Here is a 14756-nt window from a genome sequence, read left to right on the forward strand (position 1 = left end):
TGCCGTCCGCGGAAGGCTGCGCAGACGGAGAACGCCGGAGGCGGCAGGTCGCGGATCCAGCGGGCCGGGCGCTTGCTAGACACATGACACGACCGTGCAAGCCGGCACGCCGCAATTTCATGGGAGCAAGCAATGACCGGAACCAAATATGCAGCGCCGCCTTTCCCGCCGCAACAGCAAGACGCTGTGCCGGGCCTTACCGCGCCGATGACTCCGCAGCCCGATCACGGCGAAGAGAGCTATGTCGGACACAACCGGCTCGCAGGCAAGGCGGCGATCATCACGGGCGGCGACAGCGGCATTGGGCGCGCCGTGGCGATCGCCTTCGCCCGCGAAGGGGCGGACGTGCTGATCTCTTATCTGAACGAGCACGATGACGCACGCGAGACGCAGCGCTGGGTCGAAAAGGCCGGTCGCCGTGCGGTGCTGATGCCAGGTGATATCAGGGACACCGCCCAATGCAGCGCGATCGTCGAGCGCGCAATGGCGGAGTTCGGACGGATCGACATTGTCGTCAACAACGCGGCCTATCAGATGACCTACGATTCGCTCGACGAGATCACCGATGAAGAATGGAACAAGACATTCGATACGAACATCGGCGCGATGTTCAGGATCGTGCGCTCTGCCGTCAAACATATGAAACCGGGCGGCTCGATCATCAACACGACATCGATCAATGCGGACAAGCCCAATCCCGGCTTACTCGCGTATGCAACGACAAAAGGTGCAATCCAGAACTTTACAGGCGGCCTTGCGCAATTGCTCGCCAAACAGGGCATTCGCGTCAATTGCGTCGCGCCCGGACCTATCTGGACGCCGCTGATCCCGTCGACGATGCCGAAAGAGAAAGTCGAAAACTTCGGCAAGCAGGTACCGATGCAGCGGCCGGGGCAGCCCGTCGAACTCGCACCCGCTTATGTGATGCTCGCGACAGACGAGGCGAGTTATGTGTCAGGCGCGACGATCGCCGTGACGGGTGGCGCACCGATTCTCTAGGCGGGTGAGGCGCGGCCCGGCGGCATGCTGACGGGCCTTCACCTCTACGCGCAATCAAGGTCGATTTCCTGATCTGACGATTGAACACAGCCATCGGGAGCGCGGACATGGAAAGCCAACATTCAGGACGACAGCTACCGGATCGTGAAGTCGACGGACAGGTAAGACTTCTCACGCTGCTCGTGGCTTTACATCTGCTCGTGTTTTCCGAGTCTCGAACGTGGTTGTCGCCCGCGCAGTCCGTAGGTGTCATGCGACGATGGCACATCGCCGATTCCACCGTGCTGGATGTCCTTCGACGGGTCAGGATTTCGAGTCGGGCGTTACCCATCGCGGTCCGTTTGACGGAGTGTCACGGCTGTCTGCTGGACCCGGTCGGCATCCGTGCGATATTTGATAGCGGGGGATCGATCGATGCGGACGCGGTGCTCTACCGGATCATCCGGCGTGCGTGCGAATCAGCGCTGCTGCGGGACTCACCTTGACTCACCTTGAGGAACGAGATGTCTGTCGGCGCGTCACCAGCCATATTCTCCGGCATGCTTCGACCTCGCGCGAGCGTGTCGGCACGGCGGTTGCTGCATGCTTGAGCCGGATGGGCTTTCCAACCCTACGACGGCCGCGCACTGCCGCGCTTCAGGAGGACCCATGCCATGCCATTCCAATCCTATCTTCCTTACCGCAATTGCACCGTCGATGTCTGCGTGACGCCCGCGAAAACATACGCGCTCGGCGGCGTGTATAGGCGGTACCGGGTAACCTGGACCATTTCTTCACCTGGCCGAACTGGAAATCAGGTCGTCAGTTTCCCTGAGCAGTTCGATTTCCTGTCCGAACAGGAAGCCTTCCGCTACGGGGAAAAGCGGGCACACACGTTTATTGATTCCATTCTTTCGACACCGTCGCAGCTGCACGGCTTAAGCGACGGACTAGTGCGAGGATGACGTCCTCGACGGCTCCTGGTGCGCGGGACACTGGCGGGCCCGTCTGGGCGCGTTGGCGGTGGCCCACGCAAAGGCCCGTGACACTTCGTATGAGCCAGGCCCGACAGGTTGCCGCTCGGCTTACCGCTGCTGCCCCGGATCGGCGAGTTGCTGCTGTTCGTCGCACGCATGGTGCGTCGATTCGGACTTCCCGCTCACGTGTCGCCGCGCCGCTTCGATAGAGCGTGCAAGGGCAGGGTCATCGCCATGTTGCCGCGCCGCTGTCTCTGCCAGATCCAGGTACGCTTGTGCGACGCGGCGCAGATCGTCTTCGGAGGCATCTTCGATCCCGATCAGCTTGTTGCTGGCGTCCTTTTGCGATGCCAGCAACTCATTGAGCTTGAGATGCACGGCGACCGAGTCTTTGTTCTGGCTTTGCTGGATGAGGAACACCATGAGGAAGGTGACGATAGTCGTTCCAGTGTTCACGACGAGTTGCCAGCTTTCGGAAAAGTGGAAGAGAGGTCCGCAAACCAGCCAGATCACAATGGAGATGGCCGCCAGCCCGAAGGCGTAAGGCGATCCGGCCCAGCGGGTTACCGCGGCCGCGAACGCGTCGAAGGCACGCGAGACGGGATTTCGCCTCGCATACGCGGGACTCGACGTGTTCGGCACGCTCGCGAGCGCATCTGTGGGGCCGCTGCCGTGTGAGGTTTCGTGAGTCATGGCACCTCCCCGTTTTGAACTGTTCGTGTCCGTGGTCACCATCCTGGTGGCATTTGGCGTGCCTGAATCTTGCTACCGGTTTACCGGACCCGTCATGCCTTTGAGCAACGGAACCCGCATCCGGCGTCAGCCGTCGGAAGGCACGCATAACTGCACTGTCGGATGCACGCATCAGGGAGCCAACATGAAGGAGCGAGCGACCGTCATCTGCCGACGTGACGACACGGTTCTGTTCGTGCGTCATCGCATCCGTTGGGCTTTGCCTGGCGGCGCGGTCCGCCCGAACGAAAGTCCATTGCAGTGCGCGCATCGCGAGCTCGAGGAGGAGACTTCGCTGGTCGCCGTGTCGTCAGCCTACCTTTGGCAGTTCGTCGGCTTCAACAAGCGCCATCACGTATTCATCGTGGAAATTGCAGACAGCGCAGACCCGCAGCCGCGAAACGAAATACGGAGTTGCAGATGGTTCGTTCCACGCGACATCGGAACACTACTGGTCAGCGTGCCGACGAGGTCGATTCTGGAACTCGCGTCGGGCCGTCGTGGCCACGCCTGGCAATGGACGACGCAAAGACCACGAAAAGCTGGATCGCACGGTGAGCCTCTGCCATGGGAATGACGGGCAGCTGGCCAGTCTCTTTGCCACCGTGCGGGCGGGGGCACGTTTCTCGCGCTGCATGCAGCAGAGCGAATATTGCACGGCCCGATTGGAAAAGTTACGCGAAACGACTGCAAACCCCGACGCGCTCCCATGCGATGCGGGATCAACCCAGGAGGAAGGATGGCAATGACGCGCGAAGAATTCGAGCAAAAGGTCGGAAGCATATTGCGCGATCACGGTTCCGGCGTGACAGCTGATCTGACTGACGAACTGCTCGCTTACTGGAACGGCCATGGGGTCGCCTATGTGCAGGTTTGCGAGCCGCCGCCGGACACCAGTTATGAAGAATTTGTCATGGACGACGCGCAGTGGAGAAACTGGCGGTCGTGGCTCGAGGCATGGATAGAAGCGCCGATGTTCAGTGTGCGCCCTGAAGTGCACAACTGGCTCTCGGAAGAACCGCCTGCCGACGCTGGAGAGTAGAAGCGGGATGCCGTGGCCCGGCCGATAACGGTCCGATGCCCTGTTGATCGGTCTGGGCGTTCCCATGGGCGGGTAGGCGAGTGCAGGGCACCCGCCTACGCCTGCAAGAAAGTCTTCGTCACTATGTCGACCGGCCGGTTACTCCGCTAACCATGCCGAGCCGGGATATCACGACTGCGCGTATCGGCCCCGGTGCGGCAGCGTATCGCCCCTGGTCGAAGAACCACCGGGCTCTTCAAAAGGCGGCTGATGCCTGAAGCCCGCGCTGCCCGAAACAATGGCGATAATTGCGCCCACAATGAGTGCGGCAAACGAGTACCAGCTGGCCCGCGCGACACCGCGAGCGGCCTGGTCCGCTGCCTGACGGGCCTGCGGTTCCGCATCCGGACTCGACGCGAATGACGCTGCCGATGCGACGGCTGCCTGGACCTGCTGTCTTGCGGAGTCGATCGACGGGTTTGCCGCTCCCGTCCGGTTCGCTGCCGCTGCGCCGACTTGCGCGCCCGTCGCTGCGACGCTACCGACTGTGTTGACGGCACCCGTGACGATGGAGGTCATGCCGTAGACAACCAGCAGCGTCATGACAGCCCACGCGAGCAGACCGTGGAGCCATCCGAGCACCGGGGCACATCGTCCCGCGAAATAGGACCCGACAAAGACCGCGAGCACCGTCGTCAAGATCATCCAGACACCGGAGCCGAACCCAAAACCTTCGAGGGGATGCGGTTTTGACATCGGCGTTAGCAGCGACGCTCCGATTGCCGTCCCGAGTACGCTCATGATCAGATACACAATCATCGACAGGATGACGCCTGCGATGACGGTGCCCCAGGACAGTCTTGGCAGACCATCGCGCGTGCTGAGCAGTTTCATGATTACCCCCTTGGCGTGCCACGCGCGGTGGCCGGTCGGACACCGCGCGGCGCTTTGGTTGCGCAAACGCCATGCCGTTGCGCCGCGCATTTGGCAGATGCAGGAATGTCACATCCAGACGACAGCGATCCCGCGCCTGTCATACATGTCTGCCGTGATCAGGTTCCGTGCTTCGGACCGCGCGGCACATTGTCCGCGCTGGGTTGCAGGTCTGGATCGACGTGATCGTGTTCAGGCGTGTACGAGCCTTGTTCAGGATGATCCTTTCCTTTCGGAACCAGCGTTTCATCCATGTTGCCGTGCGGCTTCTGTGTGACGGTGCCATCGGGGGCGACGCTCACGTCGCCGTCGTCCGTTTGAAGTCTGCGGCGATCCGCGCGCTCGACGGGATCAGCGGCATCCTCGATTCGTTGGCCGGGTCGACGCGCGTCCGACGGGTTTTGCTGAGCGGGCGCGTCTTGCGGGGTGAGCGGGTTGGCGGGAAAGACTGGCACGATGAGCTCCTGTAGAGATGGCAGGCAGGAATGACGTCGCATTGGGCGTTCCACAGCAAGCCGTCGCCTGGCGCGCATAGGAACGCCGTCTGAGCCGTTTGCCGCGTTTACCAGCCAGCGGACGCGGTCCGTTTGCGCCGGGGTCTCGCGTCTTATGAGGGCGCTCGCCGGTACCTGCGCATGTAACGCTTCAGCGCCGGCGTCGCGCTGCAACCATGCACGAACACCGATATGACGATGGTCGCGAGAATCGCGGGTGCGAGAGGACGGACGGCGCTGCGGCTGTGCTCGAGAGCAAACAGGAGGTAGTAGAACGCGCCCACTCCGCGAATGCCCATCCATGCCGTCAGGATCCGTTGCTGGCGGTCGAAGGCCGATCCGTAGAGCGAGAGTGCAGTTCCAATTGGCCGTGTGACCAACAGCAGGAACAGCGCTGGCCAGATCGCATGCCAGTCGAGCAGTGCTCGCCAGTGCGCGGAGATGACGCTGCCGACCAGCAGCATCAGTCCAAATTGGACGATCCGTTCAATTTCCACTGCAAATGCCATCATCGATTCGGCCATGTACGCGTGCGCCAGTTCGGGACTGGTGGCGGCCTCCCGTTTGTGGCTGCGCTCGACATCGGCAAGTGCCTCAGAGGGCATCTGCTCACCCGTTGCGTCCAGTTCTTCATGGCGCAGCGCGACGCCGGCGACGAACACCGCGACGAATGCGTATGTGTGCGCAAGCAAAGCGGCACCCATAGCAAAGCCCCATCAGGCCGATGGCGAGAAACCCTTCAAGTCCAACCGCTTCGCCAGAACGCGTCCGCAACCCGGTCACGATCTTGACCATGCCCCTGCCACGGCCAGGAGGGAATGTCCGGGCGCGCTCCATCCTGGTACGGCAAGACGTTACAGGCGGGGCGTCATATCAAGGAACAGGCGACAGCAGCGCTCCAGATCAGCAGTTGCATGCACAGCAGGGAAGTGTTCAACCGTCTCACGATGCGCTCCTGGTGGATTGACGATGGGAAAAGCAATCGCCATACCGCAGCCGCTTTGACGAGGCCGCATTGCACGCCCGTGCATTATTTGCAATCCAAAGTAAAGATCCGCATCGAGATGTGCCGGGTAGATTGCATAACCCGTGGCACGGCGCATGCGGAACCAGTCCCGCAGATTGAGCCCTTGCGTTCCTGCGCGCAACCACGCCAGAGCCACCGCTCTGAGACCGGTTCGATGGCATCCCGCACCCGCCTGCGTTCGTCTTCGGTCCGTACCGCCAGTCAAGCCTGATGTCATTCCAGATGCGAAGTTCTTTCGCCCGCCAGGGGCGTGAAGTACGTCGTGAGAGGTCCCGTCACATCCATTGGAGAAATGCCATGTTCGTTCACAACAAGAGATTGCAATACACCGTACGCGTCGCGGCGCCCAACCCGGGGCTCGCCAACCTGCTGCTCGAGCAGTTCGGCGGGCCTCAGGGCGAACTCGCGGCGGCGTGCCGGTATTTCACGCAGGCGGTAAGCGAGGAGGATCCGGGCCGGCGCGACATGCTGTTCGACATCGCGACGGAAGAACTCAGCCACCTGGAGATCATTGGTTCGATTGTCGCGATGCTCAACAAGGGCGCGAAAGGCCAGCTTGCGGAAGGCGTCGAGCAGGAAGCCGAACTTTATCGATCGCTCACCAGCGGCGGCAACGATTCGCACGTTACTTCGTTGCTGTATGGCGGCGGGCCGGCGCTCACCAACTCTGCGGGCGTGCCGTGGACCGCTGCCTACATCGACACGATCGGCGAACCGACCGCCGACCTTCGGTCGAACATCGCGGCAGAAGCGCGCGCAAAAATCGTCTATGAACGGTTGATCAACGTGACCGATGACCCGGGTATTCAGGATGCGCTCGGGTTCCTGATGACGCGGGAGATCGCGCATCAGAAATCATTCGAGAAGGCCTTGCATTCAATCCAGCCGAATTTTCCACAAGGCAAATTGCCGGGCGTGCCGGAGTTCACCAATGTCTACTACAACATGTCCGACGGCGATGATGCGCCGCGCGGGCCGTGGAATCAGGGCCCGGGCTGGGAGTTCGTGGAAAAGCCCGAGCCGGCAGTCGACGGAGGCGATGGGCTTGCCAGCGTTCAGGTATCTCCTGAACAGGTGGATCTGTTGAGCGCAATGGCTTCGCGCACCGCCTCTGCGCCTGACAGCGATCCTGTCACTGGCGCCGATCTTGGCGCGAACCAGGAAGCGGCAGTGCAGAAATAACGTTGGAACGCGGTTCGCCAAGGTCGGTCAGTTGCGGCGGCGAACCGCTTCTGTGCAGGCATCCCCCTGCCGCAACGGCGCAGAAATGCGCGGACCGCCTGCGCAATTCCACGCTGCTGTTCTGGCTGATGACGAGACCTGCGTTCCGTAAGTGACAGACGGCCGATGCACATCTCTGAAGGCGTAACCGCCGACCGTCTGGAATAGCCATTGCTGTTGGACGGCACGAGGCGTGTTACGCCTCGATCATCGCAGTATTTCCATGGAGAAGCACATGAGAGCGCTTCGTTGGCATGGCAAGCACGACATCCGGTGCGACACGGTTCCGGATCCCGTTATCGAGGAAGGGCGCGACGCGATTGTGAAGGTGAGTTCGTGCGCGATCTGCGGATCGGATCTCCATCTGTTCGACGGCTTCATGCCGACCATGGAAAGCGGCGACATCATGGGACATGAGTTCATGGGTGAAGTGGTCGAGGTAGGCAGGGACAACCACAAGCTCAAGCCAGGTGACCGTGTGGTTGTGCCGTTCACGATCATCTGCGGCGAGTGCGATCAGTGCCGACGCGGAAACTTCTCAGTTTGCGAGCGCAGTAATCGTAACCGGGACAAAGCAGACAAGGTGTTCGGACATACCACCGCCGGACTGTTTGGCTACTCGCATCTGACGGGGGGCTACCCGGGCGGGCAAGCCGAATTCGTACGCGTCCCGATGGCGGACACCACGCACGTGAAAATCCCGGCCGGACTCACGGACGAACAGGTCCTCTTTCTCGGCGATATCTTTCCGACGGGCTGGCAGGCGGCAGCGAACTGTGACATCCAGCCGGAGGATACCGTCGCGATCTGGGGCGCGGGGCCCGTCGGTCAGATGACGATCCGCAGCGCCGTGCTGCTCGGCGCACGGCAGGTCATTGCGATAGACCGCGTGCCAGAGCGGCTCGCGATGGCTCAGGCCGGTGGCGCCATCACCATCAATTTCGATGAGGAAAGCGTACTCGACCGGCTCAAGGAACTGACGCAGGGCAAAGGGCCCGAGAAGTGCATCGATGCCGTCGGCATGGAGTCGCACGCAACCCGTTCGTTCGACTCGATCTACGACCGGGTCAAGCAGGCGGTAATGCTGGAGACGGACCGTCCCCATGTGCTGCGGGAAATGATCTATGTCTGCCGCCCGGCCGGAATATTGTCGGTGCCGGGCGTCTATGGCGGTCTGATCGACAAGATCCCGTTCGGCGCGTCGATGAACAAGGGGTTGACCTGGAAGATGGGGCAAACCCACGTCAACCGTTGGACGGATGATCTGCTGCGTCGTATCGAGGAAGGTCAGATCGACCCGTCGTTCGTCATTACTCACACCGTGCCGCTGCAGGACGGGCCAGGTATGTACAAGACGTTCCGGGACAAGGAGGACGGCTGCATCAAGGTGGTATTGAAACCGTGAGGAGCAGGGCGGGTCGCGCCTGCGGCTTCTCACAGGGAGGAAGTCAGCAACGCTGGCTGTCGATAGTGAAGTTCCAACCGAAGGGAGTGCAACATGGCACAACGTAAAACGGTAGACGATCTCTTTGTCCATATGCTGTCGGACATTTACAGCGCGGAGAAGCAGTTGACCCGAGCGCTCGCGAAGCTGTCTCGCGCCGCATCGGATCCGCAACTGAGCGACGCGTTCAAGACGCATCTGGAGGAGACGCAGGGGCAGGTCGAGCGCATCGATCAGGTCGTCGAAGTGAGCGGCATCAAGCTCAAGCGCATGAAGTGCGTCGCCATGGAGGGGTTGATCGAAGAGGGGGATGAACTCATCGACGAGATCGAAAAAGGCGCGGTGCTCGACGCCGGCCTCGTTGCCGCGGCACAGAAAGTCGAACACTACGAGATCGCGGCCTACGGCAGCCTGTGTGCGATCGGCAAACAGCTCGGCTTGACGGAAGCCGTCAAACTGTTGAAGGAAACGCTGGAAGAAGAGAAAGCGACCGATCTGAAGCTTTCCCAGTTCGCCGAGAAAGCGGGCAACGTGAAGGCGAAGGCCGCCTGACCACCCGACGTCGTCGGGCCGATGCCGCGCCCACGACGTCGCACGTTAATCTCAGATGAGCTGGCTGCGGCTTCGGCAGCAGCCAGCTTGATTGCGCATGCCGGGTCGCCTCCTCGATTCGATTCGCTTCGCTTCGTCCGCCCGGACGATAGCTTTGGCGAGACCCGATTCAACGGAAAGCCCGATCATCGGGCCGTTTTTCGCTCGAATTACCGCCCCGCATTCTTAAAGAACCCCAGACCATTGTCGTTAACCGGAAAGTCAAGGTAGTCTCGACATCAGGCACCAAGGCACTGTCCTTGCGTGCGTAGCCACCTTCGCGGACTTTTCAGCGATTGCTACGCCCAATACAGGCAAGAATTGCCGGTAGGCCACCTTCAAAATGATGCGGTAAGCATGTCGGAGACTTCGTTTGGCCCGTCGTATCTTCAGTCGGCTCTCGCTTCCCATCCGGGTGACGTTGTTCCTCGTCGTCGTCTGTGCGCTGCTGATCGGCAGCGACGTATGGCGCGGCGTCGCGTCGCGCCAGGACCAGATGGAGGAAATGTCCGTCGCGACTGCGAACCTCGCGCGCGCCATGGCGCAGCACGCCGACGACACCATCAAGCAGGCCGACACCACGCTGGTCGACGTCGTGGAGCGCGTCGAGCATGACGGCGTGAGCACGGCCGCGCTCGACCGGCTGCACCGGCTGTTCATGCAGCGCGTGACGGAGCTCCCGCAACTCAACGGCCTGTATCTCTACGACCGTGACGGCAACTGGCTTGCAAACTCGCAGCCCACGCTCGTCAAGACCTTCAACAACGCCGACCGCGAATATTTCGTCTATCACCGCACGCATGCCGATCGTGGCCCGCACATCGGCATGCCCGTGAAAAGCCGTTCGACGGGGCAATGGATCATCCCCGTATCGCGCCGCATCGACGGCCCGGGCGGCCAGTTCGCCGGCGTCGCGCTCGCGACCATCGACATCGGATTCTTCACGCGCTTCTACGACAGCCTCGATATCGGCCGATACGGCGCGGTCGCGCTCGTCGCGGACAACGGCATCATGATCGTGCGCCGTCCTTTCGAAACGCGCTTCATCGGCAAGAACATCACCGATACGATGCTGTTCAAGGTGCATCAGCAATCGGGTGAAGCGGGTCGCTTCGTGTCGAAGTCGGCGCAGGACGGCGTCACGCGACTAAACAGCGTGCGCAATCTTCGCCAGTACCCGCTGTTTGTCGCCGCGGCGCTCGCGCAGGACGAGATTCTCGCGCCGTGGCTGTCGGATACGTTGTGGCATGCGGCGGGCACGACCGTGCTGGTGCTGATGCTGGCCGTGTTCGGCTGGCGGCTGGTGCGCAACGCCAACGCGCGCACGCGCATCGAGCGCAAGCTGGCTGCGAGTCTCGAAACCACCCGCGCGATTCTCGACACGGCCGTCAATCCCATCCTCACGCTCGACCGCTCGGGCGTCATCCTGACGCTCAACCCGGCGGGCGAGAAGGCCTTCGGTTATGCGGAGCGCGAGATCGCCGGCAAGGACGTGCGCGTGCTCGTGTCGGGCACGGTCAGCGAACTGTTCACCCGCTATGCGTCGCAATTCGCCGAGAACGGCGACAAGGACGCGCGCGACATCGCCAGCGAATGCGAGCTGGCCGGCTTGCGCAAGGACGGCAGCGAGTTCCCCATCCATGTGTCGACGGGCACGATGGTGACGGGCGGCGAGCGCCGTTTCGTCTGCGTGATCACCGATATGACCGAGCAGATTCGCGAGCGCGCCGAACTATCGGAAGCGCGCGACCAGTTGCTGCTGGCCGCGGATATCGCCGAACTGGGCATCTGGTCGTGGGAATTTTCGAGCGACGCATTGCGCTGGAACGCGCGCATGTTCGAGATTTTCGGTTACACGTCGACGCCCGCCGAAGGTTTGCGTTTCGATCACTGGCTGTCGCGCGTGTACGAAGAAGACCGCGCCCTGGTCGTCGAAAAACTGGACGCCGCGCTTGCCGGCGAACTCACGGCAAAGCACATCCATCTGCCGCTCTACCGGATCGTGCTGCCCGACGGCGAAATCCGCCATATCCAGACCACCTTCACGGTTCAGCGCGACGGTTCGGGCAAACCGGTCGGCGTGACGGGCGTGAATCACGACGTCACCGAGCCGCGCAATATCGAGCTACGGCTGCGCGACGCGAAGCAGCAGGCCGACGCCGCGAACGAAGCGAAGTCGGCGTTCCTCGCAAACATGAGCCATGAAATCCGCACGCCGTTGAACGCGGTGCTCGGCATGCTCGATCTCGTGCAATCTACGGGCCTCAACGAACGGCAGGGCGGCTATGTCGTCAAGGCCGAGACGGCGGCGAAGTCGCTGCTCGGCTTGCTCAACGACATTCTCGACTACTCGAAGATCGAAGCCGGCAAGCTCCAGCTCGACACGCACACGTTCGAAATCGAGCCGCTGATGCAGGATCTCGGCGTCGTGCTGTCGGGCAACCAGTACGACAAGGAAGTCGAAGTCCTGTTCGATATCAGCCCCGACCTGCCGCCCGTCGTGATCGGCGACAGCTTGCGGCTGCAACAGGTGCTGGTGAACCTCGCGGGCAACGCGCTCAAGTTCACCATCAAAGGCCAGGTGGTCGTCAGCTTCACGCTGCTGTCGCGGCTCGATAGCGGCGTGCGTGTGCGCATCGCGGTGACGGACAGCGGCATCGGCATCAGCGAGGCGCAGCTTACGCAGATTTTCGAGGGCTTCAGTCAGGCCGAAGTGTCGACTACGCGCCGTTTCGGCGGTACCGGGCTGGGGCTGGCAATCAGCCGGCGGCTCGTCGAACTGATGGGCGGCAAGCTCGAAGTGGCGAGCGAACCCGGCAAGGGCAGCCGTTTCTGGTTCGACATCAATCTCGGCATCAGCGACGATGTGCCCGCAGACCACTTCGATCTTTATCAGCCGCGCGACCGGCGCTTGCGCGTGCTCGTCGCCGACGACAACGGCATTGCGCGCGAAGTGCTGTCGCGCACGGCGCGCGCGCTCGGCTGGGAAGCGGACGTGGTGCCGGGCGGCATGTCGGCCGTCAAGCTGACGAGCGCCGCCGAGCGCGACAACGAGGGTTACGACGTGATCCTGCTCGACTGGCGCATGCCCGATCTCGACGGCCTGGCGGCGGCGCGGCGGATCGACGAAGCGCGCGCGGGCCGCAGCACGCCCGCGATTGTGATGATCACCGCGTACGGCCAGGAAGTGCTCGCCGCCGCGCAGGAATCCGACGACATGCCGTTCGATGCCTTCGTCACCAAGCCCGTCACGCCCAGGCAGCTTGCGCAGACCGTGCAGCGCGTGCTGACGGGGCAGAAGGCCGCGCACGTGAAGCGGGCGCCCGCGCCGGCGGGCGCGGGACGGCTCGCGGGTCTGACGCTGCTGGTCGTCGAGGATAATCCGCTGAACCGCGAAGTGGCCGAAGGCTTGTTGAGCCGCGAGGGCGCCCAGGTGGCGCTCGCCGAAAGCGGGCTCGAAGGCGTCGAGAAGGTGCTGACGGGCACGCGCGTGTTCGACGCGGTGTTGATGGACATGCAGATGCCGGATGTCGACGGTCTCGAAGCGACGCGGCTGATTCGCGCGCACGGCCGCTTCGCGTCGCTGCCGATTATCGCGATGACGGCGAACGCGACCCGCGCGGACCGCGACGCCTGTCTCGCGGCGGGCATGAACGACCATGTCGGCAAGCCGATCGACGTCGCGCAACTGGTCAACGCGCTGTTGTCCCATACGCGAGCAGGCGCGCCAGCGGCAGCGACGGCGAACGCGCAGGCCAGCCCTGAAGCCGTCGCGAGCGAGTTGCTCGAACGAAAGGAATCGATCGTCGGGCGTTTTGGCGGCAGTGAAGACCTGATCCGCAAGGCGCTCGGCGTGTTCGTGAGCGAAATGGAGCGGCATCTCGACGACTTGCGCGACGAAGCGGAGCAGGGCGGCACGGGACGCAGCGCGGCGCTGCTGCATGCGATCAAGGGCAGCGCGGGAACGATGGGCGCCAAGGCGCTCGCCGATGCCGCGGCGACGCTCGAACATCGCTTGATCGAGGCGGACGGCGAAGCAGCGGCATCCGTCTCGCACGTCGATGTGAACGGCCTCGAACGTCTGCTGCTCGACAGCGTGGCGCGCCTGCGTGTCGTGTTCGGCAGCAGGCCGGGCGCGCATGCGGCGGGCGCTACGCAACTGCCGGCGGACGAATACCGCGAGCGGCTCGGCCGCCTGCTCGAACGGCTGGAGTCGTCCAATCTGGAAGCGCTCGATCTCGCCGAAACGCTCGCGCCGCATGTGCCGTCGACGTTGCAGCCGCGTTTCGACAGGCTGCTCGCCGAGATCGAAGCGCTCGATTTCGTCACGGCTGCCGCCAGCACCCGTGAGATGCTGGATAACCTGACATGCTAGAACACATTCCTGGAGACTGGGCCCACACGTTCACGCGGCGTCCGAAGGTGCTCATCGCCGACGATCAGCCCGTGAACGTTCGCGCGCTGCATGCGCTCTTCAAGGACGACTGCGACGTGTTCATGGCGACCAGCGGCCCGCAGACCATCGAGCTGTGCCACAAGGTAATGCCCGACCTGATCCTGCTCGACGTCGTGATGGACGGCATGGACGGCCATGAAGTGTGCCGCCGCCTGAAGGCCGATCCGCTGACGCACACGATTCCCGTCATCTTCGTCACCGCGCAGACCGACGAAGCCGACGAGGAGTACGGCCTGTCGCTCGGCGCCGTCGACTTCATCACGAAACCCGTCAAACCGGCCATCGTGCGCGCGCGGGTGCGCGCGCATCTGTCGTTGAAAATGCAGGGCGACGTGCTGCGCTCGATCGCGCTCGTCGACGGGCTGACGGGGGTCGGCAACCGGCGCAAGTTCGAGGAGGATTTCGACGCCAGCTGGCGGCACTGCCTGCGCGAATCGACGCCGCTGTCGCTGGTGATGGTCGACGTCGATTACTTCAAGCGCTACAACGACCGTTACGGGCATCAGGCGGGCGACCGCTGTCTGCAAACCGTCGCCAGACGCCTGACGGAAACGCTGCGCCGCCCTTACGACACCGTCGGCCGTTATGGCGGCGAGGAGTTCGCCTGCCTGTTGCCGAACACGCCGCTCGAAGCGGCAACACGTATCGCGATGCAGATGGAAGAGGGCGTGCGCGCGCTCGGGCTCGAACATCTCGATTCGGGCTGCGCGGAAACAGTCACGATCTCGGCGGGCGTCGCGACGCTGCTCCCGACTGCCGACTCGCAGCCCGCCGAGCTGATCGATGCCGCCGACCGCCAGCTCTATGAAGCGAAGCACACGGGACGCGGCCGTGTCGCTTCGCCGATGCGCATGATGGAACGCTAGTGCCGCCTTTGGCGGC

General features: G+C 62.9%; 15 protein-coding genes. 10 read left to right on the forward strand and 5 right to left on the reverse strand.

Going from position 1 to position 14756, the window contains the following annotated elements; all coding sequences use genetic code 11:
• Nucleotides 1-132 precede the first annotated feature (132 nt).
• From C2L66_RS31190 to C2L66_RS31200, 3 genes are all read left to right on the forward strand, one after another.
• Nucleotides 133-999, forward strand: a complete 867-nt coding sequence (locus C2L66_RS31190; protein WP_060610125.1) for an SDR family oxidoreductase — start codon at nt 133-135, stop codon at nt 997-999.
• A gap of 107 nt (nt 1000-1106) precedes the next feature.
• Nucleotides 1107-1484, forward strand: a complete 378-nt coding sequence (locus C2L66_RS31195) for a hypothetical protein (RefSeq protein WP_060610742.1) — start codon at nt 1107-1109, stop codon at nt 1482-1484.
• A gap of 168 nt (nt 1485-1652) precedes the next feature.
• Nucleotides 1653-1943, forward strand: a complete 291-nt coding sequence (locus tag C2L66_RS31200) for a hypothetical protein (RefSeq protein WP_082433869.1) — start codon at nt 1653-1655, stop codon at nt 1941-1943.
• A 120-nt stretch (nt 1944-2063) separates the two neighbouring features.
• Here C2L66_RS31200 and C2L66_RS31205 read toward each other — a convergent pair whose 3' ends face one another.
• Complete coding sequence (locus tag C2L66_RS31205) at nt 2064-2648, reverse strand: low affinity iron permease family protein (RefSeq protein WP_082670548.1); 585 nt, start codon at nt 2646-2648, stop codon at nt 2064-2066.
• Here C2L66_RS31205 and C2L66_RS31210 point away from each other — a divergent pair.
• Nucleotides 2647-3264: an NUDIX hydrolase gene (locus tag C2L66_RS31210; RefSeq protein ID WP_063803410.1), complete on the forward strand. Its 618-nt coding sequence runs from the start codon at nt 2647-2649 to the stop codon at nt 3262-3264. The genes C2L66_RS31205 and C2L66_RS31210 overlap by 2 nt on opposite strands.
• Nucleotides 3265-3432: 168 nt before the next feature.
• Nucleotides 3433-3729 (forward strand): hypothetical protein, encoded by a 297-nt coding sequence (locus tag C2L66_RS31215; protein ID WP_054931694.1) that lies wholly within the window; start codon nt 3433-3435, stop codon nt 3727-3729.
• A gap of 168 nt (nt 3730-3897) precedes the next feature.
• Here the strand turns inward: C2L66_RS31215 and C2L66_RS31220 are convergent, their stop codons facing one another.
• The 4 genes from C2L66_RS31220 to C2L66_RS40925 form a co-directional block, all read right to left on the reverse strand.
• The gene (locus C2L66_RS31220) at nt 3898-4602 is read right to left on the reverse strand and encodes a hypothetical protein (RefSeq protein ID WP_054931708.1); all 705 of its coding nucleotides are present in this window, start codon (nt 4600-4602) and stop codon (nt 3898-3900) included.
• 158 nt (nt 4603-4760) lie between these two features.
• Nucleotides 4761-5096, reverse strand: a complete 336-nt coding sequence (locus tag C2L66_RS31225; protein WP_233445085.1) for a hypothetical protein — start codon at nt 5094-5096, stop codon at nt 4761-4763.
• A 152-nt stretch (nt 5097-5248) separates the two neighbouring features.
• Complete coding sequence (locus tag C2L66_RS31230; RefSeq protein WP_233445086.1) at nt 5249-5797, reverse strand: cation:proton antiporter domain-containing protein; 549 nt, start codon at nt 5795-5797, stop codon at nt 5249-5251.
• A gap of 192 nt (nt 5798-5989) precedes the next feature.
• Nucleotides 5990-6238 (reverse strand): hypothetical protein, encoded by a 249-nt coding sequence (locus C2L66_RS40925; RefSeq protein ID WP_148654660.1) that lies wholly within the window; start codon nt 6236-6238, stop codon nt 5990-5992.
• 221 nt (nt 6239-6459) lie between these two features.
• Between C2L66_RS40925 and C2L66_RS31235 the strand changes: the two genes are divergently transcribed.
• From C2L66_RS31235 to C2L66_RS31255, 5 genes are all read left to right on the forward strand, one after another.
• Nucleotides 6460-7344: a manganese catalase family protein gene (locus C2L66_RS31235; RefSeq protein ID WP_060610134.1), complete on the forward strand. Its 885-nt coding sequence runs from the start codon at nt 6460-6462 to the stop codon at nt 7342-7344.
• Nucleotides 7345-7618: 274 nt separating this feature from the next.
• Complete coding sequence (locus tag C2L66_RS31240) at nt 7619-8788, forward strand: zinc-dependent alcohol dehydrogenase (protein WP_060610745.1); 1170 nt, start codon at nt 7619-7621, stop codon at nt 8786-8788.
• Nucleotides 8789-8881: 93 nt separating this feature from the next.
• Entirely contained in the window at nt 8882-9379 is a 498-nt protein-coding gene (locus tag C2L66_RS31245) for a YciE/YciF ferroxidase family protein (protein ID WP_054931697.1), read from the forward strand.
• 412 nt (nt 9380-9791) lie between these two features.
• Nucleotides 9792-13793 (forward strand): response regulator, encoded by a 4002-nt coding sequence (locus C2L66_RS31250; RefSeq protein ID WP_082670549.1) that lies wholly within the window; start codon nt 9792-9794, stop codon nt 13791-13793.
• A complete protein-coding gene (locus C2L66_RS31255) occupies nt 13787-14740 on the forward strand; it encodes a diguanylate cyclase domain-containing protein (RefSeq protein WP_060610138.1) in 954 nt (317 codons plus the stop codon). The genes C2L66_RS31250 and C2L66_RS31255 overlap by 7 nt, the downstream gene beginning before the upstream one ends.
• Nucleotides 14741-14756 lie beyond the last annotated feature (16 nt).

Source organism: Paraburkholderia caribensis (assembly GCF_002902945.1).
Lineage (GTDB): Bacteria > Pseudomonadota > Gammaproteobacteria > Burkholderiales > Burkholderiaceae > Paraburkholderia > Paraburkholderia caribensis.

Coding starts and splice junctions, on each gene's coding strand:
- C2L66_RS31190 (WP_060610125.1), top strand. CDS start 133: ATGACCGGAACCAAATATGCAGCGCCGCCTTTCCCGCCGCAACAGCAA.
- C2L66_RS31195 (WP_060610742.1), top strand. CDS start 1,107: ATGGAAAGCCAACATTCAGGACGACAGCTACCGGATCGTGAAGTCGAC.
- C2L66_RS31200 (WP_082433869.1), top strand. CDS start 1,653: ATGCCATTCCAATCCTATCTTCCTTACCGCAATTGCACCGTCGATGTC.
- C2L66_RS31210 (WP_063803410.1), top strand. CDS start 2,647: ATGGCACCTCCCCGTTTTGAACTGTTCGTGTCCGTGGTCACCATCCTG.
- C2L66_RS31205 (WP_082670548.1), bottom strand. CDS start 2,648: ATGACTCACGAAACCTCACACGGCAGCGGCCCCACAGATGCGCTCGCG.
- C2L66_RS31215 (WP_054931694.1), top strand. CDS start 3,433: ATGACGCGCGAAGAATTCGAGCAAAAGGTCGGAAGCATATTGCGCGAT.
- C2L66_RS31220 (WP_054931708.1), bottom strand. CDS start 4,602: ATGAAACTGCTCAGCACGCGCGATGGTCTGCCAAGACTGTCCTGGGGC.
- C2L66_RS40925 (WP_148654660.1), bottom strand. CDS start 6,238: ATGCGCCGTGCCACGGGTTATGCAATCTACCCGGCACATCTCGATGCG.
- C2L66_RS31235 (WP_060610134.1), top strand. CDS start 6,460: ATGTTCGTTCACAACAAGAGATTGCAATACACCGTACGCGTCGCGGCG.
- C2L66_RS31240 (WP_060610745.1), top strand. CDS start 7,619: ATGAGAGCGCTTCGTTGGCATGGCAAGCACGACATCCGGTGCGACACG.
- C2L66_RS31245 (WP_054931697.1), top strand. CDS start 8,882: ATGGCACAACGTAAAACGGTAGACGATCTCTTTGTCCATATGCTGTCG.
- C2L66_RS31255 (WP_060610138.1), top strand. CDS start 13,787: ATGCTAGAACACATTCCTGGAGACTGGGCCCACACGTTCACGCGGCGT.